Source organism: Leifsonia sp. KNZ13-11D (assembly GCF_056754895.1).
Genome location: NZ_JBPGWU010000001.1, coordinates 1,453,349 through 1,474,113 on the forward strand (window position 1 = coordinate 1,453,349; position 20,765 = coordinate 1,474,113).

The following is a 20,765-nucleotide window of genomic DNA, read 5'->3' on the forward strand; positions in this document are numbered from 1 at the left end:
CGTCCGCCACGCCCCGAAAGGACCTCGATGTCGTCCGCTTCGACCACCGCTCTGCCGCTCGCAGCGCTCCCCCTCTCCCGTCACGCGACCGACCGCGATCACTCCGCGCGCTCGCGTCCCGCTCTGTTCGACGAGCTGTGGCAGGAGCCGGCGACGCGCGTGCTCGCCCTCTGGAAGGGACGCGCCCTGCTCACCGCGGAGAGCGTGGCCGCAGCGACCCCCAGCGCCGACGGCTGGTCGGCCCCGGATGCCGGGCCGGCCGCCCTGGAGCTGCTGCCCGTCGATCGCGTGACGTCCGCCCTGATCCGCGTCTACCTCGGCCGCACCACCGTCGCGAGCGCGACCGAGCCGTCGGGCACGGCCGTGGTGCTGGAGGTGCTGACCGACGCCGCCGCGCAGGAGCTGGAGCCGGACGAGGCGCGCTGGGGCAACCTGCGGACGGTCGCGACGGCACTCAGCGACCGCGACGCGGGCCTGTTCACAGAGGCGCTGGCGATGGCGAACTGGCACGCGTCGCACACGCACTGCCCGCGGTGCGGCACGCCGACCGTCGTCGAGCAGGCGGGATGGGTGCGGCGCTGCCTCGAGGACGGCTCCGAGGTGTTCCCGCGCACCGACCCGGCGGTGATCGTCACGGTGCTCGACGCCGACGACCGGCTGCTCCTCGGCTCCAACGCCATGTGGGAGAACTCGCGCTACTCGTTGCTCGCCGGATTCGTCGAGCCGGGGGAGTCGTTCGAGGGCGCGGTGGAACGCGAGATGTTCGAGGAAGCGGGCATCCGGGTCGTCGACGCGCAGTACAAGGGGTCGCAGCCGTGGCCGTTCCCGGCGTCCGTGATGGTCGGCATGACCGCCCGGCTGGCCGACGACCAGGCCGCGGGCGCGCTCGACCCGGACGGCGAGGAGATCCTCGACGTGCGCTGGTTCAGCCGCCAGGAGCTGTGGGCGGCGCGCGAGCAGATCATCCTGCCGGGGCGCTCCTCGATCGCTCGCGCCCTCATCGAGGACTGGTACGGCGGCCCGCTCGACGAGCCGCCCGCGCCGTGACCGCGTCGCCCGCGGGGCCGGAGGCGCTGCTGGCCGGTCTGGACGCGCAGCAGCGGGTGGCGGCCGAGGCGCTGTTCGGGCCGGTCTGCATCCTGGCCGGGGCGGGAACCGGCAAGACCCGCGCGATCACCCACCGCATCGCGTACGGGGTCGCATCCGGCGCCTACGCGCCCAACCGGGTGATGGCGCTGACGTTCACGGCCCGCGCCGCGGCGGAGCTGCGGGGGAGGCTCCGGCAGCTGGGCGCCGGAGGCGTCTCCGCGCGGACGTTCCACTCCGCCGCGCTCGCCCAGCTCAACTACTTCTGGCCGCAGGTCGTCGGCGGCCAGCTGCCCTCCGTGCTCGACGGGAAGGGCCGCATCCTCGGCCATGCCGCCGAGACGCTGAAGCTGAAGGTCGACACGGCGACGCTGCGGGATGTGGCGGCCGAGATCGAGTGGCGCAAGGTCTCCGGCCTCGGCATCGAGCAGTACACCGCGGCCGGCCGGCCCACGCCGGGTTCCCTGTCGGCGGACCAGGTGGCCGCCCTGCTGCAGCGCTACGAGGACCTCAAGGACGAGCGCAAGCAGATCGACTTCGAGGATGTGCTGCTCGCCTGCGCCGGCATGATCGAGAGCGAGCCGGCGGTGGCGATGCAGGTGCGCGAGCAGTACCGCTTCTTCGTCGTGGACGAGTACCAGGACGTCTCCCCGCTGCAGCACCAGCTGCTGCAGCTCTGGCTCGGCACCCGCAAGGACCTGTGCGTGGTGGGCGACGCCAGCCAGACCATCTACTCTTTCGCGGGCGCCCGCAGCGAGTACCTGCTCGGTTTCGAGCGGGAGCATCCCGGGTCGACGGTGGTGCGGCTCGAGCAGAACTACCGTTCGACGCCCGCGGTCATCGAGACCGCCAACCGGCTGATGCGGGGCCGGTCGGGCGCCCTCACGCTGCGACCCGCGGAGGTGGTCTCCCACGGCGGCGGGGACTCGCCCGAGGTGGCCGTGCCCGAGCCCGCGGCCTATGAGGACGACCGGGCGGAGGCGCGCGCCGTGGCCGGGCAGATCGCGGGGGAGCTCGCCGCCGGTGCACGTCCGGAGCACATCGCGGTCCTGTACCGCGTGAACGTCCAGGCCGCGGCGCTCGAGCAGGCGCTCGGCGACCGGGGGATCAGCTACCAGATCCGCGGCTCGAAGCGGTTCTTCGACCTGCCCGAGGTGCGTCAGGCGCTCATGTCGCTGCGCGCCGCGAGCCTGGTGGCGACGGAGGAGCCGTTGTTCCGCACCGTCAGCGACGTGCTGCGCTCGCTGGGCTGGTCGGTGCAGCCGCCGGAGGGGCGTGGCGCCGTCCGGGAACGCTGGGAGTCGCTGAACGCCATCATGGGTCTGGTCGACGAGCAGCCGTCGGGGCAGACGCTGCGCGGCTTCACCGACGAGCTGCTCGCCCGCCAGGCCGGCCAGCACGAGCCGACCATGTCGGCGGTCACCCTGGCGACCCTGCACGCGGCGAAGGGCCTGGAGTGGCCGTCCGTCTACCTCGTCGGTCTCAGCGAGGGGCTCGTGCCGATCAGCTACGCCGGGTCGTTCGAGCAGGTCGACGAGGAACGCCGCCTGCTCTACGTCGGCATCACCCGCGCGCGGCAGCGCCTGCGCCTGAGCTGGTCGGCCCGGAGCAACCAGCCCGGCCGCCCCTCCCTGCGGCAGCCGTCGCGGTTCCTCGCCGAGTTGCGCCCGGCCGCTGCGCGCCCCGGGGGCGCCACGGCGTCCGGCGCCGCACCCGGTGGGGCACCCGGCGCGGCGGCGCCGGCCGGCGCCGGGGTCACGGCGGCAGCCCGAGGCAGCCGCACGCGGGGTGCGCCGACCACGTCCGGCTGACCCAGTCCGCGGAGCCGGGGGCGAGCCGCGCCGTCTCCCCGCTCGCGGGACCGCCGCCGCCGCGCAGGAGCGCGAGCAGCACCGCGGCGGCGCGTGCCGCCGTCGCGGCCGCGACGATCGGCGTCTCGCCCGGCGCGGGTCGCGTGTGCAGCTGTGCCGCCATCGCCGGCCAGGCCGGGTCGGCCTGCGTGCGGTGCAGGTCGAGGCAGCGCAGGCACGGTCCGTCGCCGGGCCGCACCAGCGGCCCGACCACTGCTCCGCCGTCGCCGAAGACGAGCGGCAGGTGCGGCACGTCGCGCCGGAGCCACCGCGCATGCCGCTGCGGTTCGATCGCGTACGAGGCGACGATCACCGCGACGTCCGCGCGTTCGACGGCCGGGTCCGTCCACGCCAGCCCGCTGCGAACCTCCACACCGGCGTCGGTCAGCATCCGTTCGAGCTGGATGGCCGTCGGTCCGGCCCCGTCGACCACCACCAGCGGGTCGCGAGCGGTCGGCGGCGCCGCAGAGGTCGGCGCCAGCACCGGGGCGAGCCGGCGCACCAGGTCCTCCTCCGCGCCTTCCGGCGCCCGTGCCCGGGAGGCGATCACCCGCAGCCCGTCCTCGGTGACGCCGGCGGCCAGCCCGGCCAGCATGCGCTCGTCGGCGTGGCTCACCGGTTCGAGCACGAGCACGGGTTCGTCGACGCCGAATTGGAGGCTGTCGGGGGTGCGCCAGACGCGCGGGATGCGGGAGTCGAGGACGAGGACCATGTCCGGAATCCTGCCCGACGGCCGAGGGCGATCCGGGGTTGTCCACAGCCCGGATTTCGTCAGCCCGTCCATCCACAGGTCGAGCGCCGACGACAGGGATCGTCAGCGGCTGGGGCGCCGGAAAACGGCCACCGAAGCGGACATCAGCCCTCGGTCGGACGGTCCCGGTCGTCGCGCAGCAGGTCCTCGATCGCCTGGTCCAGCGCGTCCTGCTCGGGCTCCTGGCCGGTCGCGGCCGCTGTCAGCCGGGCCACGAGCGCCGACGGGTCGTCGAGGTCCGAGGACTGGGGGAGGAGGTCCGGGTGCGACCACAGGTCGTCGCGCGCGTCCATCCCGACGGCGTCGGTGACCGCCTGCCACATCGCGGCCGCGTCGCGCAGGCGCCGGGGTCGCAGCTCCAGCCCCACCAGGGTCGCGAAGGCCGACTCCGCCGGGCCGCCCGAGGCGCGGCGGCGCCGCACGGTCTCGGCGATCGCGTCGGCGCGCGGCAGCAGCCGCGTGGCATTGGCGGTGACGACGTCCACCCACCCCTCGACCAGTGCGAGCACCGTCTCGAGGCGCGCGAGCGCCTCCTGCTGCTCTTCGGTGCGCGGCGGGATGAGCCGCCCGCTGACCATGGCCTCGCGCAGCTCCTCGGGATTCGACGGGTCGAAGTTCTCGGCCAGCGACTCCAGCGCGTCCGTGTCGATCGTGATCCCCTTCGCGAACGCGGTGATCTGCGTGATCAGCTGGAGGCGCAGCCATTTCGCGTGGCGGAACAGCCGAGCGTGAGCGAGCTCGCGCACCGCGAGGTACAGCTGGATCTGGTCCGCGGAGATGTCGAGACCATCGCCGAACGCCTCGATGTTCTGGGGGATGAGCGCCGCCTGCCCGTCCGGCAGCAGCGGGATGCCGATGTCGCCGCCGGAGACGACCTCCTTGGACAGCTGCCCGACCACCTGGCCGAGCTGCATCGCGAAGAGAGCGCCGCCGATCGAGCGCATCACCTGGCCGGCGTTCTGCAGCATCGCCTGCATCTCCTCCGGCGCCTGCTCCGAGAGCACCCGGGTCAGGGCGTCCGAGATGCTGAGCGCGACCGGCTCGGCGAGCTGGCTCCAGAGCGGCATGGTCTGCCGCGCCCACTCGGCGCGACCGATGAGCTCCGGGGTGGCGCTGAGCGACGCGACCCCGGTCGCCTGGTCGAGCCACAGCGACGCCACATGGAAGGCCTGGTCGAGGGATGCGCGCTCGGCCGGCGTCACGGAGTGCGCACCGTCCGCAGCGAGCTGCCGTGCCTGTTGGTCGGCGATGTCCCAGTTGATGCCGCCGCCGGGATTCATCAGCGCGTTCTGCAGCTGGCCGAGGAGGGCCTGGATGCTGGCCGGATCGTTCGGGAGACCCGCGGCGCCGGCCAGCCGGCTCGGGTCGATCGAGGCCCCGTTCCCGGACAGGAACTGGCTCAGCATGTCGCGGAACTCGTCGTCGTCGCGGTCCGGATCCCGGTCGTCGTTCCGATCGTCGGCCATGGTCAGCGTCCTCTTCTCGAAGTGAGCCGACCGTCGGCGCTTCGGCGCCGTCGGCGCGGCTTCAGGCTCGTGATCTACGCTAGCCGCTGGCGCCGGAGTGGCGGATGGGAATTGCCCTATGCTCGCCTTCGGGCCGTGCGCCCGTGGCGAACACTGACGGAGAGGACGGGCCCGTGACCCTGTTCAGCGACGACCGCCCGACTCCGGAGGGCACTGCTCCCGAGGGCTCCGCTCCCGGCGGCGAGCCGGTCCGGGTCGCGCCGCCGCGGCGCGTCATCGCCGGGTGGGTGGCCATCGGCGTCGCTGTGGTGCTCGCCCTGGTGCTCGCGCTGATTCCCGCTCCGTTCGTGATCGAGCAGCCGGGACCCGTCTTCAACACCCTGGGCACCGACCAGCAGGTCGGGTCGGAGCCGAGCGGCGACGCGAAGGAGCTCATCAGCATCCCCGGCCAGAAGACGTACCCGACCTCCGGATCGCTCGACCTGCTCACGGTCTCGGTCGTCGGCGATCCGGAGCAGCGGCCCAGCTGGCTCGAGCTCGCGGGGGCGTGGTTCCAGCCCAGCAAGGCCGTCCTCCCGCTCGAGACGGTGTTCCCGCCCGGCACCACCACCGAGCAGTCGAACGCCGAGAACGCCGCGCTCATGGTCGACTCCCAGCAGGATGCGATCGCCGCCGCGCTGAACCAGCTCGGCTACACCTTCCCCGAGCATGTCGCCGTCAAGCAGCTGATCACCGGGACCCCGGCGTCGAAGGAGCTGAAGGTCGGGGACGAGATCGCGTCCGTCAACGGCACGACGATCTCGAGCATCCAGCAGCTGCGCGACGCCGTGAAGGCGAACGGCACCGGCAAGGCCGCGCAACTCGGCATCCTGCGCGACGGTGCGGCGTCGACGGTCGAGATCACGCCCATCGAGTCGCAGGGTCAGGTGGTGCTCGGGATCGGCGCGGGGATGGACTACACCTTCCCGTTCGACGTCAAGATCCAGCTGAACAACGTCGGCGGACCGAGCGCCGGGCAGATGTTCGCGCTCGGGATCATGGACAAGCTCACCCCTGGTTCGCTGAACGGCGGCAAGCGCGTGGCCGGAACGGGCACCATCGACAACGCCGGCGAGATCGGCCCGATCGGCGGCATCCGTCAGAAGATGTACGCCGCGCGTGACACCGGCAAGGCATCGTACTTCCTGGCGCCCGCCTCCAACTGCGACGAGGTCACGGGCCACATCCCGTCCGGGTTGCATGTGTTCGCCGTGAAGACGCTCGCCGATTCGCTCAAGGTGCTCGACGCCGTGCGCGATGGAGGAAGCACGTCGGGGCTTCCCACCTGCCCCGCAGGCTGATCACCGCTGGACCGCAGCGTTCTCCAAGCGTTCGCTGCCTAGGATGGTTCTCACCTCCGCCACGAGACCAAGAAGGCCCTACGTGAGTTCAACTGCTGCAGTCCGTCCCGCAGGCCGCCGGCGCGCGGCGATCTGGATCACTCTCGGGGTGATCGTCGCGGTGGTCATCCTGTTCTTCGTCTTCGCGGGGCTCTACGCCGACATCCTCTGGTACGACCAGCTGGGGTACCTGAAAGTGCTGACCACGCAGTGGTTCGCCGGGATCACGATGTTCTTCATCGGGTTCTTCGGCATGGCCCTGCCGCTGTGGCTGTCCATCCAGCTGGCGTACCGGCTGCGTCCCGTGTACGCCAAGCTGAACTCCCAGCTCGACCGCTACCAGCAGGTGATCGAGCCGCTGCGCCGTCTCGCGATGTACGGCATCCCGATCGTGTTCGGCATCTTCGCCGGCGTCTCGACGGCGAGCCGCTGGCAGACCGCCGCGCTCTGGCTGAACGGCACGTCGTACGGCAAGACGGACCCCCTGTTCCACCTCGATATCGGCTTCTACCTCTTCGCGCTGCCGTTCTACCGCAGCGCGGTCGGCTTCGCCTCGGCGGTCGTCCTCATCTCGCTGCTGGCCACCCTCGCCACCTGCTACCTCTACGGATCGATTCGGGTGAGCGGCCGCGAGGTGCGCATCTCGCGGGCGGCACGGGTGCAGATCGCGATCATCGCCGCGCTCTACCTGCTGCTGCAGGGCGTCAGCATCTGGCTCGACCGCTACGCCACCGTCACCGACTCGAACGTCAACGACATGATCAACGGCGCCGCGTACACCGACGTCAACGCGACCATCCCGGGCCGGGCGATCCTCGCCGGCGCCGCCGTCTTCGTGGCCATCCTGTTCGTCCTGACCGCATTCATCGGCCGCTGGCGGTTCCCGATCGTGGGCACGGCGCTCCTGATCGTCGCAGCGCTCGTCGTCGGGGCCATCGTGCCCTGGGTCGTGCAGCGCTTCCAGGTCGACCCGAGCCAGAAGACGCTCGAGTCGCCCTACGTTCAGAAGGGGATCGACTTCACCCGCGAGGCGTACGGGCTCAGCGACATCGAGACGATCCCGTACAACGCGAAGACCACGGCCGAGCAGGGCGCCCTGCGTCAGGACGCCCAGACGACCGCACAGATCCGCATCCTCGACCCCGCGGTCGTCAGCCCCTCGTTCCGGCAGCTGCAGCAGTTCCGCCAGTACTACGCCTTCCCCGAGAAGCTGAACGTCGACCGCTACGAGGTGAACGGCACCCAGCAGGATGCGGTGGTCGCCGTCCGCGAGCTGCAGCAGTCCGGCCTCGGGGGCACGCGGAACTGGTTCAACGACACCATCGTCTACACCCACGGCTACGGCCTGGTCGCCGCGTACGGCAACCAGCGCTCGCCCGACGGGCAGCCGGTGTTCATGGAGTCCGGCATCCCGACCACAGGGACACTGGGCACGTACCAGCCGCGCATCTACTTCGGCGAGCAGTCGCCGACGTACTCGATCGTCGGCGGCCCGAAGGGCGGCAAGCAGGTCGAGCTCGACTATCCGGGCGGCGCGGACGGCGCGCAGCAGACCTACACGACGTTCAGCGGCAACGGCGGCCCCAAACTCGACAACATCTTCAAGCGTCTCGTCTACGCGCTGAAGTTCCAGGACGAGCAGATCGTGCTCTCCGACGCCGTCAACAGCAACTCGCAGATCCTGTACGACCGCGACCCGATCAAGCGGGTGCAGAAGGTCGCCCCCTATCTGACCCTCGACTCGCAGGCGTACCCCGCGGTCGTGGACGGCCGGGTCAAGTGGATCATCGACGGCTACACCACGAGCGACCAGTTCCCGTACTCGCATGTGGGCAGCCTCAGCGACGCGACGGCCGACAAGGACACGCCGAAGCCGGCGTACGCCTTCGACGACATCAATTACATCCGCAACTCGGTGAAGGCGACCGTCGACGCCTACGACGGCTCCGTGACCCTGTACGCGTGGGACACCACCGACCCCGTGCTGAAGACCTGGGAGAAGGTCTTCCCCGCGACGGTGAAGCCCGCGAGCGACATGAGCGCCCAGCTGATGAGCCACGTCCGCTACCCGTCCGACCTGTTCAAGGTGCAGCGCTCGGTGCTCGGCCAGTACCACGTGACCGACGCCGGCTCGTTCTACTCGCGCGAGGACGCATGGACGACGCCGAACGACCCCACCTCGCCGTCGAGCAACCCGGCCCTCCAGCCGCCGTACTACCTGACCATGAAGATGCCCGGCCAGGACAGCCCGGCGTTCTCGCTGTACTCGACGTTCATCCCGGCGGGCACCAGCGAGTCGAGCAGGTCGGTGCTGAAGGGCTACCTAGCCGTGGATGCGGATGCCGGGGACACCAAGGGGAAGGTGGCCTCCGGCTACGGCAAGATGAGGCTCCTGCAACTGCCCTCGAGCGATACCATCCCGGGTCCCGGGCAGATGCAGAACCAGTTCGACTCCGATCCCACCGTGTCGCAACAGCTGAACCTGTTGCGTCAAGGTAAATCGGAGGTGATCAACGGCAACCTCCTGACCCTGCCGGTGGGCGGTGGCCTGCTGTACGTGCAGCCGGTCTATGTCCGCTCGTCGGGGGAGACCAGCTACCCGTTGCTGCAGAAGGTACTGGTGGCCTTCGGCGACAAGATCGAGTTCGAGGACACTCTCGACCAGGCCCTCGACGCCCTCTTCGGCGGTGATTCCGGCGCCTCGGCCGGCGACAACAATGTGCCGACGGAAGGCACCGGCACGACGCAGCCCGGCACGGGCCAGTCCACCGGCGGGTCGACCGGCAGCGGTTCCGCCACGGGGAACACCGCGCTCCAGGAGGCGTTGCAGCGCGCCAACCAGGCGCTCAGCGACAGCCAGGCGGCACTGAAGGCCGGCGACTGGCAGGCGTACGGCGACGCGCAGGAGCGTCTGCAGCAGGCGATCGCGGACGCGGTGGCGGCCGAGGGGCAGCCGGCAGCCAAGTAGCGCGACTAGCAGCAACGGCCCGCACGGTTCCCGTGCGGGCCGTTGCGCTATCTTCGGGCGCCGTGCGAAGTGGCTGCGCCGCATCCTGGTGCCCGAACGCCGGTGTTCGTCGTCCGCAGAAAAATGCGTGCGAACAGTTGCCAGGACTTTGATTGTCAGCTTTACTAACAAACATGGCGATCGATCAGGGAACACGCTCCGCCCACTCGGAGCGGGCGGCAGCGCCCGACCGCGGCCTCGTTCCGGGGCGCGCGCTCCGGCCCCGCACCAAGGTGCTGCCGGAGCATGCCCGCGGCCACAACCGCTCCCTCGTGCTGCAGTCGCTGTACCGCTCCGGCCGGGTCAGCCGCGCCGACCTCGCCCGCACCACCGGGCTCACCCGGGTGACCATCTCCGACCTGGTGGGGGAGCTGATCGCCGAGGGACTCGTGGTGGAGCTCGGCCAGCGCGACGACGCCCGACCGGGCAAGCCGGCGGTGCTCCTCGACGTGAACCGCGGCGCGACGCAGATCATCGGCGTCGACCTCAGCGAGCACGCGGTGTTCCGCGGAGCCGTCCTCGACATGGACGGCCGCATCCTGACCGCCGTCGAGGTGGAACTCGCCGGAAGCCGCGGGGAGGAGGCCACCGAGAAGGTCCTGGCGCTGGTCGACCGGCTGGTGGAGGCCACGACGGCACCCGTGCTCGGCGTCGGCATCGGCTCGCCGGGCATCGTGGATGCGGAGGGCACGGTCGCCGCCGCACCGAACCTCGGCTGGGTCGAGGAACCGCTCCAGCAGCGGGTCGCCGCGCGCACCGGTCTCCCGGTGTTCGTCGCGAACGACGCCAACGTCGCCGTGCTCGCCGAGCACGGCTTCGCCGACGCGCAGGGCGACATGATGCTGGTGAAGGTCGGCCACGGCGTCGGCTCGGGCCTGCTGGTGGCCGGCGCCCTCGTCTTCGGCAGCCGGTTCGCCGCGGGTGAGATCGGCCAGGTGATGGTCGGCACCGACGGCGGTCCGGAGGCGCCCTACGACCGCGAACGCTGCCTGGAGGCCTGGCTGGCCGTCCCGCGGCTGGAGTCGCGCGTCGCAGCGGCCTCGGCGAAGGGCGAGCCGGCCGGTCCGGTGCTGCGCGAGGCGGGTCAGCGTCTGGGCGTCGCGCTCGCCCCGATCGTCGGCGCCCTGAATCTCTCCGAGGTCGTGCTCAGCGGGCCGGAGGAGCTCATCGACGGCGTCCTGCTGGAGGCGGTGGGCGAGACGCTCCGCAACCGCACCATGGCGGGCTTCCACTCGGGTGTCACCCTGCGGATGACGAGCCTGGGCCGCGACATCGTGCTCCGCGGCTGCGTGGTGATGGTGCTCTCCGCTCAGCTGGGGGTGTCCTGATGACCCTGGTGGCGGAGCCCGAGCTGCGGTCCGCGTCGCCCGTGACCTTCGGGTTCGCGAACGGCGTGCGGGATGCGCTGCCACGGTTCCGCGGACGCTGCACCGTCGTGCGGCTGGCCACCCTCGACAACGACGTGCTGGGTGTGCCGCGCTGGTACACCCTCCAGGACGCCTGGGCCGAGGAGGGCAGCGCGCTCGCATCCCGGTGGGCCGGCAACCCTGTCGTCGCGGTGGGGCCGTCGGACGGCCCCGAGCTCGTCCTGGCGACTGCGACCCCGGTGGTCGTCGTCGGCGCCGACAACGCGGCCACCCGCTGGGCCCGCCGGGTGGTGGATGCGGTGCGCGCCACCTGCCGCTCGGTGCTGGTGGTGGACATGGGCGCGCATCCCGAGCCGTCGTACGCCGACATCGCCACTTTCGGCCACGACCGGCGGCACGGCGCGGCTCTGCTGGCGCTGCTCAGCGCATCCTGAGCGCGCCGTTGCGACCGCGTCGCCGGGTCAGCCCGCCCAGCTGATCCCGAGGGTCGACCGCAGCGCATACTGCGCGGCGCCGCGATACGGCTGCTCCTGCGCGACCCGTGCGTACCGGAAACCGAGCGGCATCGCCGCCTTGACGGGATGCCGGGCCGCCTCGGCGCGCAGGTGACCGATGAAGTCGGGGCCGAGTCGCGGTGCGGCGCCGCCGATGACGATGTTGGGCACGTCGAGCGCCGCTCCCACCAGGAGCAGGGCGCGCGCGAGCACCCGCGCGCCGTCCGCGATCCGCTGCCGGGAGTCGGGCGCCGCGGCGAGGGCGGCGAGGTCCAGCGCCTCCAGGTCGGTGCCGTGGGGGAGCCCGAGCAGGCTGGTGACCGAGACCACCTCTTCGAGGCAGCCACGGTTGCCGCAGGCGCACACCGGCGCCTCGGGTCCGAACAGCACGGGGACGTGACCGATCTCTCCCGCCCGGTGCGAGGCGCCCGCGACCACCTCGCCGTCCAGGATGACGGCGGCCCCGACGCCCGTGCTGAGCGAGACGAAGAGCTGGCTGGCGCCGAAGTCGTCGGTTCCGGGCTCGTCTGCGGCGGTCGAGTCGGCGATGGCCTCGGCGTCGGCGTCGTTGATGAGATGGATGGGCGCCTCGACGATCCCGGCGAGCTCCCGAGCCAGGTCGACGTCCGTCCACCCGAGCTGCACGGATTCGCGGATGAGCGGGCCGTCCGCGATGCCGGGCACCTGGACGCCCACGGCCACGATGCGGGCGCTGGTGGAGGTCACCAGCTTGCGGACGACAGTGCGTACATCCTCGAGCGAACCCGGCGCGGCCGGGCGCTGGGAGGCGGTGGCGACCTCGGCGCCGAGCAGGTCGACCACGGCGCCGCGGACGAGGCCGGGCTGCACGATGAGGGCGAGCAGCACGTGGTCCTCGGCGGCGATCCGCAGCGTGGTGGCACGTTTGCCGCCCGTGGACTCGGCCAGTTCCCCTTCGGTGACGAGCCCGTCGGCGATGAGCCCGGCGAGCAGGGACGACACGGTCGCGCTGGTGAGGCCGGTGCGCCGGGCGATGCCGGCCCGGGTCGCCGTCCCGTTGCCCGAAAGCACGAGCTGCAGCGCGGTCGTCAGGTTGCGCTCGCGGACGGCGGCCTGCGTCGCCTTCCCGTGCTCCTCTGCCACTGCTGCTCCCGACGTGTCGTTGCGACACGACCCTAGCGAATCCGGCCGGAGCGGGCATCCGCCCCGTCCCTCCCTCGTCACGGCGTTCTGTCGGAGATGTGGTGCCGAGAGTCGGAGATCGGCTGAGATCCGCGTCGAAACTCCATCCGCTGGCCTATCCTGTCTCGGTCTAGCGAGACGCGGCCGTCAGGAGTTGCCGCGGTGGCGCCGATGCCACACGACGCAGAATCCGCCGTAGGCAGCGACGAGCAGCATCCACCCAGCTCCGGCCCAGTAGGTCCACTTCCAGTGCTCCCCGGGATCGGTCACCACGAGCAGAGCCAGTCCCACGCTGCATGCGAGCATCGCGACGAGGAGGAACCACGATCTCCGTTCGCTGCGGATGATCAAGGCTTCGTTCCCTGGGAAGCGCGAGGGCGGCACGAGATCGGTATGCCCGAGGGGACGTCGTAGCCGGCTGCCGGGCGCCCGCAAGAGGTGGTGTGTCTGCAGGGATCGGTTCGCGCCTCGCATTTGCCGGACGGACGATGAAATCGGTGGAGATCGTCTTCTGGCGAAGCACCTGAGAAGCGGACCCCTGACCCAAAAACAAAGACCCCCTGACCGGAGAATCCCCGGTCAGGGGGCCTTATTGGTTGCGGGGGCAGGATTTGAACCTACGACCTCTGGGTTATGAGCCCAGCGAGCTACCGAGCTGCTCCACCCCGCGGCACAAGAGACAACGTTAGCACGGGATTTCCGCGAGGTGAAATCGCGGGCACCCGCCCGGGCGCGTCCTGCCGTGTGGACCGGGCGTCCTACTAGAGTCGTTCCGAGATAGGGGATGCGATGGCGAGTGCCGTGACGAAGTTCCGGGTGGTGGTGGTCGAGGACGACCCGGATGTGGCCTTCTTCATGAAGACCGTGCTGGAGAAGAGGGCGGACGCCGTGGCGATCGCGGTCACCGACCCGTCGGTCGCACTGGACCGCATCGCGGAGTTCGAACCTGACCTCGTCATCACGGACATCGAGATGCCGGGCATCTCCGGTCTCGACCTGCTCAAGGAGCTCCGCAGCCAGTATCCGGGGATGCCGGTGGTCGTGATGACCGCCCACGTGTCCGTCGACTACGCGGTCTCTGCGCTGCGCGCGCAGGCCGACGAATTCCTGACCAAGCCCGTCGCGTCCGCCGAGCTCGTCGCGATCGTGAACCGCCTGGCGGCCGAGGGCCGCCTCAAGCGGGCCGCCTCGCGCCAGCAGGTGGTGCTCGCGATCGGCGCGCACCCGGACGACGTCGAGATCGGCGTCGGCGGCATCCTCGCCGCCCACCGCGACGCGGGCAACCAGGTCGTCATCCTCACCATGTCGCGCGGCGCGCGGGGCGGGGACGCGGACAACCGCCAGCACGAGTCGCTCGCCTCCGCCGAGCTGCTCGGCGCCCGGCTGTTCCTCGAAGACCTCGAGGACACGCGGATCTCGGCCGCGGATCCGACCGTCGGCGTCATCGAGCGCGTCGTGGCCGAGGTGCATCCCGACATCGTCTACACGCACTCGTCGCACGACCGCCACCAGGATCACCGGGCCGTCCACGCCGCGACCATCGTGGCCACGCGCTCGGTGCGCACGGTGTGCTGCTACCAGAGTCCCTCGGCGACCATCGACTTCCGGCCGACCCGGTTCGTGCCGATCGACGGCTTCACCGAGACCAAGCTGCGTCTCATCGACTGCTTCCGGTCGCAGAAGGAGCTCCGGGCCTACCTGGACCCGGACTTCGTGCTCGCGACGGCCCGGTACTGGTCGCGTTTCGGCGGCGGCAAGAACTGCGAACCGCTGGAGGTGATGCGTGACACCGCGGACATCTCCGTTCCGGCCTCGACGCTCTCCGCCGAGGCGCGCTACCCCGGAACCCGACCGTAGGGGACCGCGAATGACCGACTCGACACGAACCCGCGTCCTGGTCACGGGCGCCGGAGGTCCCGCGGGCGTCGCCGTCATCCGCTCGCTCCTCGCGCGGGCCGACGTGGACGTGTTCGCCGCCGACATGGACGGCTGGGCCAGCGGGCTGTACCTCGTCCCCGCCGAGCGGCGCCGCATCGTGCCGCCCGGACGCTCCGACGGGTTCGTGGATGCGCTCATCGCGATGAGCCGCGAGGACCGCATCGACGTGCTGTTCTCGACCGTGGACGTCGAACTGCCCGGCCTCGCCGCGCGTCGCGACGAGCTGAAGGCGGTCGGGACGGCGCTGGCGGCCCCGTCACACGACACGCTCGTGACCTGCCTCGACAAGTTCGCGCTGGTCCAGCGCGTCGCGGGGAAGGCTCGCGTGCCGGAGACGGGACTGCTGAACAGCGAGGGCGCCGGCGCCGATTGGACATTCCCGGTGATCATCAAGCCGCGGTCCGGCGCCGGTTCGCGCGGCGTCCGCCTGATCCCGGATCGCGAGGCGCTCGAGGCGCTCGGCACCGACGAGACCATCATCATCCAGGAGAACCTGCCCGGAGAGGAGTTCTCGGTCGACGTCCTCGCGAGCCTCGACGGCGATGTCATCGCCGCGGTTCCCCGGTCGCGCGAGCGGGTCGACTCCGGCGTCTCGATCGCCGGGCGCACCGTCCGCCGCCCCGAGCTCTCCGGCACGGCCGCCGCCGTCGCCCGCGCCATCGGGCTGACCGGCGTCGCCAACGTCCAGCTGCGCTACAGCACCGACGGCGTGCCCGCGCTTCTCGAGGTCAACCCGCGGTTCCCGGGGGCGATGCCGCTCACCATCGCGTCGGGCGTCGACATGCCGTCGCTGCTGCTCGACCTGGTGCTGGGGCGACCGGTGCCGTCCGCCGTCGACTTCGAGGAGCTGGCGAACGTGCGGTTCCTCGAGGACGTCTTCCTGCGCCCGGCCGACGTGCTCGTCTCGGAGAACGCCGCGCACACGGAGGGCTTCGAGGAGTGAGCGTCACCGAGGCCGAGCGGCTCCCCGCCCTGCTCCGCGGCGACTTCCACGTGCACTCGACATTCTCCGACGACGCCCGCAGCACGCTCGCCGAGAACGTCGCAGCCGCCTCCGCCGCAGGGCTCCGCACCGTCCGCCTGACGGACCACGTTCGTGCGTCCACCACCTGGGTGCCGGAGTTCGTCGCAGCGGTGGCGGCCGAGGGCGTCCCGGACGGCATGACGGTCATCACCGGTGTCGAGGCGAAGCTGCTGGACGCGTCCGGCGCCGTCGACACGCCCGCCGACCTGGTCGTCGGGCCCGGGGGAGTCGACGCCGTCGTCATCGGCGACCACCGGTTCCCGGGGACGGACGGCCCGTGGTCGCCCACGGCGACCCGCGAGCGGCTGGACGCCGGCCTGTCCGACGACGATGCCCTCGACCTGCTGATCGAGGCGAGCATCCGGGCGATGGAGCGGACGCGGCACGCCCAGCTGGCGCACTGGTTCTCGATCCTGCCGAAAGTCGGCCTGGACGAGGCGCAGCTGGGGCCGGCGCGCCTGCTCGCGTGGGCCGAGGCCGCTGCGGCGACGGGGACGATCGTCGAGGTCAACGAGAAGTGGGCGTGCCCGGGCCCGGCGGCGATCGCCGCACTGCTGGACGCCGGTGCGCGTATCGTTGCGTCCACCGACAGCCACGTCGCGAGCGATGTGGGGCGCTACTCGCGCGTCCCGCAGCTGCTCGATGCCGCCGCGGCATTCAGCCGCGCCGAACGGGAGGGAGGGCGATGAGCCCCGTCGAGCCACCGGCCGAGCTGCGCGAGCGCATCCAGGGCGAACTGGAACGCAACCGCCGTTGGGAGTACCGGCTGCCGGTGTACGGCGCCATCGCCCTGCTGATCTGCGCCGCCATCGTCGTCGTGCGGGTGGTGTTCCTGCATGTCTGACGTGGGACGCCTGAGGAGGGTCGTCATCGCCGACGACGACGACGACATCCGGGGCCTGATGACCATCGCGGCCAAGCGCGCGGGCGTCGAGATCGTGGCCGCCGTCGACAACGGCCGCGCGGCCCTCGACGCGGTGCGCGGCGGGGATGTGGACCTCGCTGTGCTCGACATCTCGATGCCCGGCCTCAACGGGGTCGAGGTGGCCGAAGCGATCCGCTCGGACGTCCTGACCCGCTCGACTCTGATCCTCATGGTCTCCGCCTCCGTTCAGCTGCTCACCGACCACGGCGTCGTGGCCGACCGCTCGGACAGCTTCATCGTCAAGCCGTTCAGCCCGCGCGTCCTGTCCACCCGCATCCGCGAGATGCTCGAACTGGGGGAACCGGCATGACCCTCGACCGCTGGCTCAGCCGCATCCCGATCGACTCGCCGTCGGCCTTCATGAAGCAGGTGCCGACGATCATCGGCTTTGCGATCGCCGCGGTGATCGCGGCCGTGCCGAACGGCGTCCCCGTGACCAACGGTCCGCTGTTCCTGGCCGGCATCGCGCTGGTGGTCGTCGCCACCGTCCTCTCGCTGATCGTTCCCTGGGGGCGCCTCCATCCCGAGTGGGCGGTCGTCATCCCGGTGCTGTCGATCCTCGCCGTCGGGCTGCTGCGGCTCGGGACCGGCTCGGCCACCTCGCCGTTCGCGGTGCTGATCCTGCTGCCGTTCGCATGGATCGCCTCGGAGGACGGCCGCGTCAACATCCTGATCGCCGGGCTCACCACCTTCCTCGTGCTGATCGCCCCGCTCGTGATGGACGGAGTCGCCCACACCGCAGGTGATGTCGTGCGGGCGTTCTTCTCGCCCGTGATCTACCTCATCGTGGCGATCGTGATCAACGAGATCGCCCATCGGATGCGCATCCAAATCGTGGCGGCCCGCGAGGCGAGCGAGCAGCAGCAGCAGCTCCTGGCGCAGGCGGTGCAGGTGCAGGACGAACTGGTGCTGAACGAGGCCCGGCTGAAGACGGCGAACCGGCTCATCCAGAGCATCTGGAACGCGGTGACCGAGCAGTCTGTGATCGGCACCGATCTCGACGGTCTCATCGACGTGTGGAACCCGGGCGCGGAGAAGATGTTCGGGATCACCGAGAAGCAGGTGCTCGACGCCAGGCGCCACATCGTCGACTTCCACCTCGAGTCCGAGCTGGCCGACCGGCTGCAGGACATGGACGCGCGTTTCACGACGGTCGCCAGCACCGACGAGTTCTCGGCGCTGGTCGACACGGTGCGCGCCGGGTCCGCCGACGTGCGCGACTGGACGTACGTGCGACCGGACGGCAAGCGCGTCTCGGTGCAGGTCGCGGCGACGCCGCGCCTGGACGAGAACGGCCACCGGGTCGGTTTCATCTTCGTGGCGACCGACATGACGCAGGCGCGCGAGTTCGCCCGGCTGAAGGACGAGTTCGTCGGCCTGATCTCGCACGAGCTGCGCACACCGCTCAGCTCGATCCTCGGCTACCTGGAGTTGATGCGCGACGACGAGGAGTCGCCGCTCTCGGAGGAGCAGCAGCAGTACCTCGGCGTCGCCGAGCGCAATGCGCACCGCCTCCTCCGGCTGGTCGGCGACCTGCTCTTCACCGCGCAGGTCGAGTCGGGGCGCTTCCCGCTGGATCTGAAGGATGTGGAGCTCGGCGGTGTCGTCTCCGCATCGGTGGAGTCGGCGCGTCCGGTCGCCGCGAGCTCGGGAGTGACCCTCGTGGGCGATGTCCCCGGGTCACCGCTCGAGTTGCGGGCCGACCCGCTGCGGCTCGGCCAGGCGGTCGACAACCTGATCTCCAACGCCGTGAAGTTCACGCCGTCCGGCGGCACGGTCACCGTGTCGCTGCGGTGCGAGGGCGAGCAGGCGGTGATCGCGGTGACCGACACCGGCATCGGCATCCCGGCCGTCGAGCTCAGTCAGCTGTCGCAGCGGTTCTTCCGGGCGTCGACGGCGACGCGTAACGCCGTCCCCGGCGTCGGGCTGGGCCTGAGCATCACGAAGGCCATCGTAACCGCGCACGGCGGCCGTCTCGACATCGCGAGCGAGGAAGGCGTCGGCACCTCGATCAGCATCGTCCTGCCCGTGGAGACGCCCCTGCCTGTCGTCGAGGCGATTCCGAGTGTGGAGGTGGCGCCGTGAGCGACCGGCCGGCCGAACTGACCGTGGACGACCGCTCCGTCGCCGTCGCGGTGGCCCAGTTCGCCCCGGGGGAGGACCGCGTGCACAACCGCGACATCGTCGCGGGGCTGGTGGCGGTGGCCGCGTCCCGGGGCGCCCGCCTCGTCGTCCTGCCCGAGTACTCCTCCTACTTCACCGACCCGCTCGGTCCGTCGTTCGCGCGGAACGCCGAGCCGCTGGACGGCGACTTCGTCGGCGGCCTGGCCGCGACGGCGCGCGAGCACGGCGTCTTCATCGTCGCCGGGCTGGTGGAGCGGACGGACGTGCACCACAAGTTCTCGAACACCCTCGTCGCCGTCGACCCGGGTGGGGATGTCGTCGCGACCTACCGCAAGCAGCACCTGTACGACGCCTTCGGGGCGCAGGAGTCCGACTGGGTCGTGCCCGGAGACCTGGATGCGCCGCAGACCTTCGCGGTCGACGGCATCGTGGTCGGCCTGCAGACCTGCTACGACCTGCGGTTCCCGGAGGTGACCCGGCGCCTCGCGGACGCGGGGGCCGACCTCGTCGCGGTCCCGGCCGAGTGGGTGCGCGGGCCGCTCAAGGAGCACCACTGGAACACGCTGCTGGCCGCCCGCGCGATCGAGAACACGCTCTACCTGGCCGCCGCCGACCATCCTCCGGCGATCGGCATCGGTGCGAGCGCCGTGGTGGACCCGATGGGGGTCACGCTCGCCGGGCTCGGCGAGACGACCGGGGTCGTGGTGGCCGAAGTGTCGTCGGCGCGCCTCCGCGAGGTGCGCGAGCGCAACCCGGCCCTGCAGCTCCGGCGGTACCGCGTCAGCCCGCTGTGATCGCGGCGAGCCGACTCGCCGCCTCCTCCAGCACCTCGATCCGCTTGCAGAAGGCGAAGCGGACGAGGGATGCGGTGCGCTCGGCGTAATCGTCGCGGGAGAAGGCCGACAGCGGGACGGCCACGACCCCGGCGAGTTCGGGCAGCTCGCGGCACAGTCGGACCGCGTCGTGGTAGCCGAGCGGCGCGGCGTCCGCGACCACGAAGTAGGTGCCGTCGGACGGGAAGACGCCGAACCCGGCCGCGCGAAGTCCGGCGGAGAGCACGTCCCGTTTGTGCGCGAGCGTGTCCGCGATTCCTGTGAAGAAGGCGTCGGGCAGCCGGAGGCCGGCCGCGATGGCGGGCTGGAACGGCGCGCCGTTCACGTAGGTGAGGAACTGCTTCACCGCGAGCACCGCCGTCACGAGCTCCGGGGGAGCGGTCAGCCAGCCGACCTTCCAGCCGGTCGTGCTGAACGTCTTGCCCCCCGACGAGATCGCCACGGTACGGCTGCGGGCGCCGGGCAGCGACTCGATCGGGATGTGCTCGGGACCGAAGGAGAGGTGCTCGTACACCGAGTCGGTGACGATGACCGCATCGTGCCGCTCCGCCAGCTCCACCACGAGCGAGAGCGTCTCCCGATCGAGGACGGCGCCGGTGGGGTTGTGCGGGGTGTTCACCAGGATGACGCGGGTGCGGTCGGTCACCGTCGCGCGGAGCCGGTCGAGGTCGGGCCGGAACGTGGGCGGTTCGAGCGGAACCGTGCGGTGGACGCCACCCGCGAGCGCGATGACCGCGCCGTACTCGTCGTAGTAGGGCTCGAAGGTGACGACCTCGTCGCCCGGTTCGAGCAGGGCGAGCAGCGCGGCGGCGATCGCCTCGGTCGCCCCCGCGGTGATCAGCACCTCGCGGTGCGGGTCCACCTCGAGCCCATAGAACCGGCGCTGGTGCTCGGCGACCGCCAGGCGGAGGTCCGGGATGCCGGGGCCGGGCGGGTACTGGTTGCGCCCGTCGCGGATCGCGGCGACCGCCGCATCCAGCACTTCGGCCGGTCCGTCCTCGTCGGGGAAGCCCTGGCCGAGGTTGATCGCCCCGGTGCGGGTCGCCAGGGCGCTCATCTCGGCGAAGATCGTCGGCCGCACCGTTCCGTCGGCGCCGAGCAGGCCCGCACCGCCCGCCGCTCGCCGCCACGCACCAGGAATCGTCATAGGACAACGCTACGGCCTTACTCGCATCGGACCCATCGGATACGTTGTGGAGAGTCATCGACATGCAGAAGGTCGCCCACAGCATCGGCAAATAGAACGCTCAGGTTGGCATCCCAAGCTGTCTGTGCTTGGAAGGAGCAACACCATGACCGACACCCCGAACACCCCGGAGCCCGCGAAGCCCGAGAACGACGCCGACACCGCCGCGGTCGT

At 71.2% G+C, this 20,765-nt stretch carries 18 protein-coding genes and 1 tRNA gene; 13 read left to right on the forward strand and 6 right to left on the reverse strand.

All coding sequences use genetic code 11. The annotated features are described in order from the left end of the window. Positions 1-27: 27 nt before the first annotated feature. Both nudC and ACR9Y5_RS07320 read left to right on the forward strand, forming a co-directional pair. Positions 28-1,047: an NAD(+) diphosphatase gene (gene nudC, locus ACR9Y5_RS07315; protein WP_481297346.1), complete on the forward strand. Its 1,020-nt coding sequence runs from the start codon at positions 28-30 to the stop codon at positions 1,045-1,047. Then, positions 1,044-2,897, forward strand: a complete 1,854-nt coding sequence (locus tag ACR9Y5_RS07320) for an ATP-dependent helicase (protein ID WP_481297347.1) — start codon at positions 1,044-1,046, stop codon at positions 2,895-2,897. The genes nudC and ACR9Y5_RS07320 overlap by 4 nt, the downstream gene beginning before the upstream one ends. On the opposite strand, the gene ACR9Y5_RS07325 is transcribed toward ACR9Y5_RS07320, so the two are convergent. Next, the gene (locus ACR9Y5_RS07325) at positions 2,842-3,648 is read right to left on the reverse strand and encodes a TOMM precursor leader peptide-binding protein (protein ID WP_481297348.1); all 807 of its coding nucleotides are present in this window, start codon (positions 3,646-3,648) and stop codon (positions 2,842-2,844) included. The genes ACR9Y5_RS07320 and ACR9Y5_RS07325 overlap by 56 nt on opposite strands. 143 nt (positions 3,649-3,791) lie before the next feature. Beyond that, a complete protein-coding gene (locus ACR9Y5_RS07330; RefSeq protein WP_481297349.1) occupies positions 3,792-5,153 on the reverse strand; it encodes a zinc-dependent metalloprotease in 1,362 nt (453 codons plus the stop codon). Between the two features lie 173 nt (positions 5,154-5,326). On the opposite strand from ACR9Y5_RS07330, the gene ACR9Y5_RS07335 reads away from it, so the two are divergent. The 4 genes from ACR9Y5_RS07335 (at position 5,327) to ACR9Y5_RS07350 (ending at position 11,340) form a co-directional block, all read left to right on the forward strand. Further along, positions 5,327-6,493: a YlbL family protein gene (locus ACR9Y5_RS07335; protein WP_481297350.1), complete on the forward strand. Its 1,167-nt coding sequence runs from the start codon at positions 5,327-5,329 to the stop codon at positions 6,491-6,493. A gap of 82 nt (positions 6,494-6,575) precedes the next feature. Further along, entirely contained in the window at positions 6,576-9,500 is a 2,925-nt protein-coding gene (locus tag ACR9Y5_RS07340; protein ID WP_481297351.1) for a UPF0182 family membrane protein, read from the forward strand. A 173-nt stretch (positions 9,501-9,673) separates the two neighbouring features. Next, positions 9,674-10,867 (forward strand): ROK family transcriptional regulator, encoded by a 1,194-nt coding sequence (locus ACR9Y5_RS07345; RefSeq protein ID WP_481297352.1) that lies wholly within the window; start codon positions 9,674-9,676, stop codon positions 10,865-10,867. Continuing rightward, positions 10,867-11,340 carry a hypothetical protein gene (locus tag ACR9Y5_RS07350; RefSeq protein WP_481297353.1) on the forward strand — a complete coding sequence of 158 codons (474 nt, stop codon included), beginning with the start codon at positions 10,867-10,869 and terminating at the stop codon, positions 11,338-11,340. The genes ACR9Y5_RS07345 and ACR9Y5_RS07350 overlap by 1 nt, the downstream gene beginning before the upstream one ends. Positions 11,341-11,367: 27 nt before the next feature. On the opposite strand, the gene ACR9Y5_RS07355 is transcribed toward ACR9Y5_RS07350, so the two are convergent. From ACR9Y5_RS07355 to ACR9Y5_RS07365, 3 genes are all read right to left on the reverse strand, one after another. Next, a complete protein-coding gene (locus tag ACR9Y5_RS07355; RefSeq protein WP_481297354.1) occupies positions 11,368-12,522 on the reverse strand; it encodes an ROK family transcriptional regulator in 1,155 nt (384 codons plus the stop codon). 186 nt (positions 12,523-12,708) lie between these two features. Next, the gene (locus tag ACR9Y5_RS07360; RefSeq protein ID WP_481297355.1) at positions 12,709-12,912 is read right to left on the reverse strand and encodes a hypothetical protein; all 204 of its coding nucleotides are present in this window, start codon (positions 12,910-12,912) and stop codon (positions 12,709-12,711) included. Positions 12,913-13,154: 242 nt separating this feature from the next. Next, a tRNA-Met gene (locus tag ACR9Y5_RS07365) sits at positions 13,155-13,231 on the reverse strand. A gap of 119 nt (positions 13,232-13,350) precedes the next feature. On the opposite strand from ACR9Y5_RS07365, the gene ACR9Y5_RS07370 reads away from it, so the two are divergent. From ACR9Y5_RS07370 to ACR9Y5_RS07400, 7 genes are read left to right on the forward strand one after another with little or no spacing between them, the layout of a single operon-like run. After that, positions 13,351-14,418 (forward strand): PIG-L deacetylase family protein, encoded by a 1,068-nt coding sequence (locus ACR9Y5_RS07370; RefSeq protein WP_481297356.1) that lies wholly within the window; start codon positions 13,351-13,353, stop codon positions 14,416-14,418. Between the two features lie 10 nt (positions 14,419-14,428). Then, the gene (locus tag ACR9Y5_RS07375) at positions 14,429-15,442 is read left to right on the forward strand and encodes an ATP-grasp domain-containing protein (RefSeq protein WP_481297357.1); all 1,014 of its coding nucleotides are present in this window, start codon (positions 14,429-14,431) and stop codon (positions 15,440-15,442) included. Beyond that, positions 15,439-16,212, forward strand: a complete 774-nt coding sequence (locus tag ACR9Y5_RS07380; protein ID WP_481297358.1) for a PHP domain-containing protein — start codon at positions 15,439-15,441, stop codon at positions 16,210-16,212. Before ACR9Y5_RS07375 ends, ACR9Y5_RS07380 begins: the two co-directional genes overlap by 4 nt. Next, complete coding sequence (locus ACR9Y5_RS07385; RefSeq protein WP_481297359.1) at positions 16,209-16,367, forward strand: hypothetical protein; 159 nt, start codon at positions 16,209-16,211, stop codon at positions 16,365-16,367. Before ACR9Y5_RS07380 ends, ACR9Y5_RS07385 begins: the two co-directional genes overlap by 4 nt. After that, complete coding sequence (locus ACR9Y5_RS07390; RefSeq protein ID WP_481297360.1) at positions 16,360-16,758, forward strand: response regulator; 399 nt, start codon at positions 16,360-16,362, stop codon at positions 16,756-16,758. The genes ACR9Y5_RS07385 and ACR9Y5_RS07390 overlap by 8 nt, the downstream gene beginning before the upstream one ends. Further along, positions 16,755-18,533, forward strand: coding sequence for a sensor histidine kinase (locus ACR9Y5_RS07395; RefSeq protein WP_481297361.1), 1,779 nt, complete (start codon positions 16,755-16,757; stop codon positions 18,531-18,533). Before ACR9Y5_RS07390 ends, ACR9Y5_RS07395 begins: the two co-directional genes overlap by 4 nt. After that, positions 18,530-19,366, forward strand: a complete 837-nt coding sequence (locus ACR9Y5_RS07400) for a carbon-nitrogen hydrolase family protein (protein ID WP_481297362.1) — start codon at positions 18,530-18,532, stop codon at positions 19,364-19,366. Before ACR9Y5_RS07395 ends, ACR9Y5_RS07400 begins: the two co-directional genes overlap by 4 nt. On the opposite strand, the gene ACR9Y5_RS07405 is transcribed toward ACR9Y5_RS07400, so the two are convergent. After that, positions 19,353-20,552, reverse strand: coding sequence for a pyridoxal phosphate-dependent aminotransferase (locus tag ACR9Y5_RS07405; RefSeq protein WP_481297363.1), 1,200 nt, complete (start codon positions 20,550-20,552; stop codon positions 19,353-19,355). The two genes, ACR9Y5_RS07400 and ACR9Y5_RS07405, sit on opposite strands and share 14 nt — an antisense overlap. Positions 20,553-20,765: the final 213 nt, after the last annotated feature.

Bases quoted from the DNA above. Each gene is read 5' to 3' on its own strand.
- nudC (WP_481297346.1), top strand. From the start codon at position 28: ATGTCGTCCGCTTCGACCACCGCTCTGCCGCTCGCAGCGCTCCCCCTC.
- ACR9Y5_RS07325 (WP_481297348.1), bottom strand. From the start codon at position 3,648: ATGGTCCTCGTCCTCGACTCCCGCATCCCGCGCGTCTGGCGCACCCCC.
- ACR9Y5_RS07330 (WP_481297349.1), bottom strand. From the start codon at position 5,153: ATGGCCGACGATCGGAACGACGACCGGGATCCGGACCGCGACGACGAC.
- ACR9Y5_RS07345 (WP_481297352.1), top strand. From the start codon at position 9,674: ATGGCGATCGATCAGGGAACACGCTCCGCCCACTCGGAGCGGGCGGCA.
- ACR9Y5_RS07350 (WP_481297353.1), top strand. From the start codon at position 10,867: ATGACCCTGGTGGCGGAGCCCGAGCTGCGGTCCGCGTCGCCCGTGACC.
- ACR9Y5_RS07370 (WP_481297356.1), top strand. From the start codon at position 13,351: ATGGCGAGTGCCGTGACGAAGTTCCGGGTGGTGGTGGTCGAGGACGAC.
- ACR9Y5_RS07375 (WP_481297357.1), top strand. From the start codon at position 14,429: ATGACCGACTCGACACGAACCCGCGTCCTGGTCACGGGCGCCGGAGGT.
- ACR9Y5_RS07385 (WP_481297359.1), top strand. From the start codon at position 16,209: ATGAGCCCCGTCGAGCCACCGGCCGAGCTGCGCGAGCGCATCCAGGGC.
- ACR9Y5_RS07390 (WP_481297360.1), top strand. From the start codon at position 16,360: ATGTCTGACGTGGGACGCCTGAGGAGGGTCGTCATCGCCGACGACGAC.
- ACR9Y5_RS07395 (WP_481297361.1), top strand. From the start codon at position 16,755: ATGACCCTCGACCGCTGGCTCAGCCGCATCCCGATCGACTCGCCGTCG.
- ACR9Y5_RS07405 (WP_481297363.1), bottom strand. From the start codon at position 20,552: ATGACGATTCCTGGTGCGTGGCGGCGAGCGGCGGGCGGTGCGGGCCTG.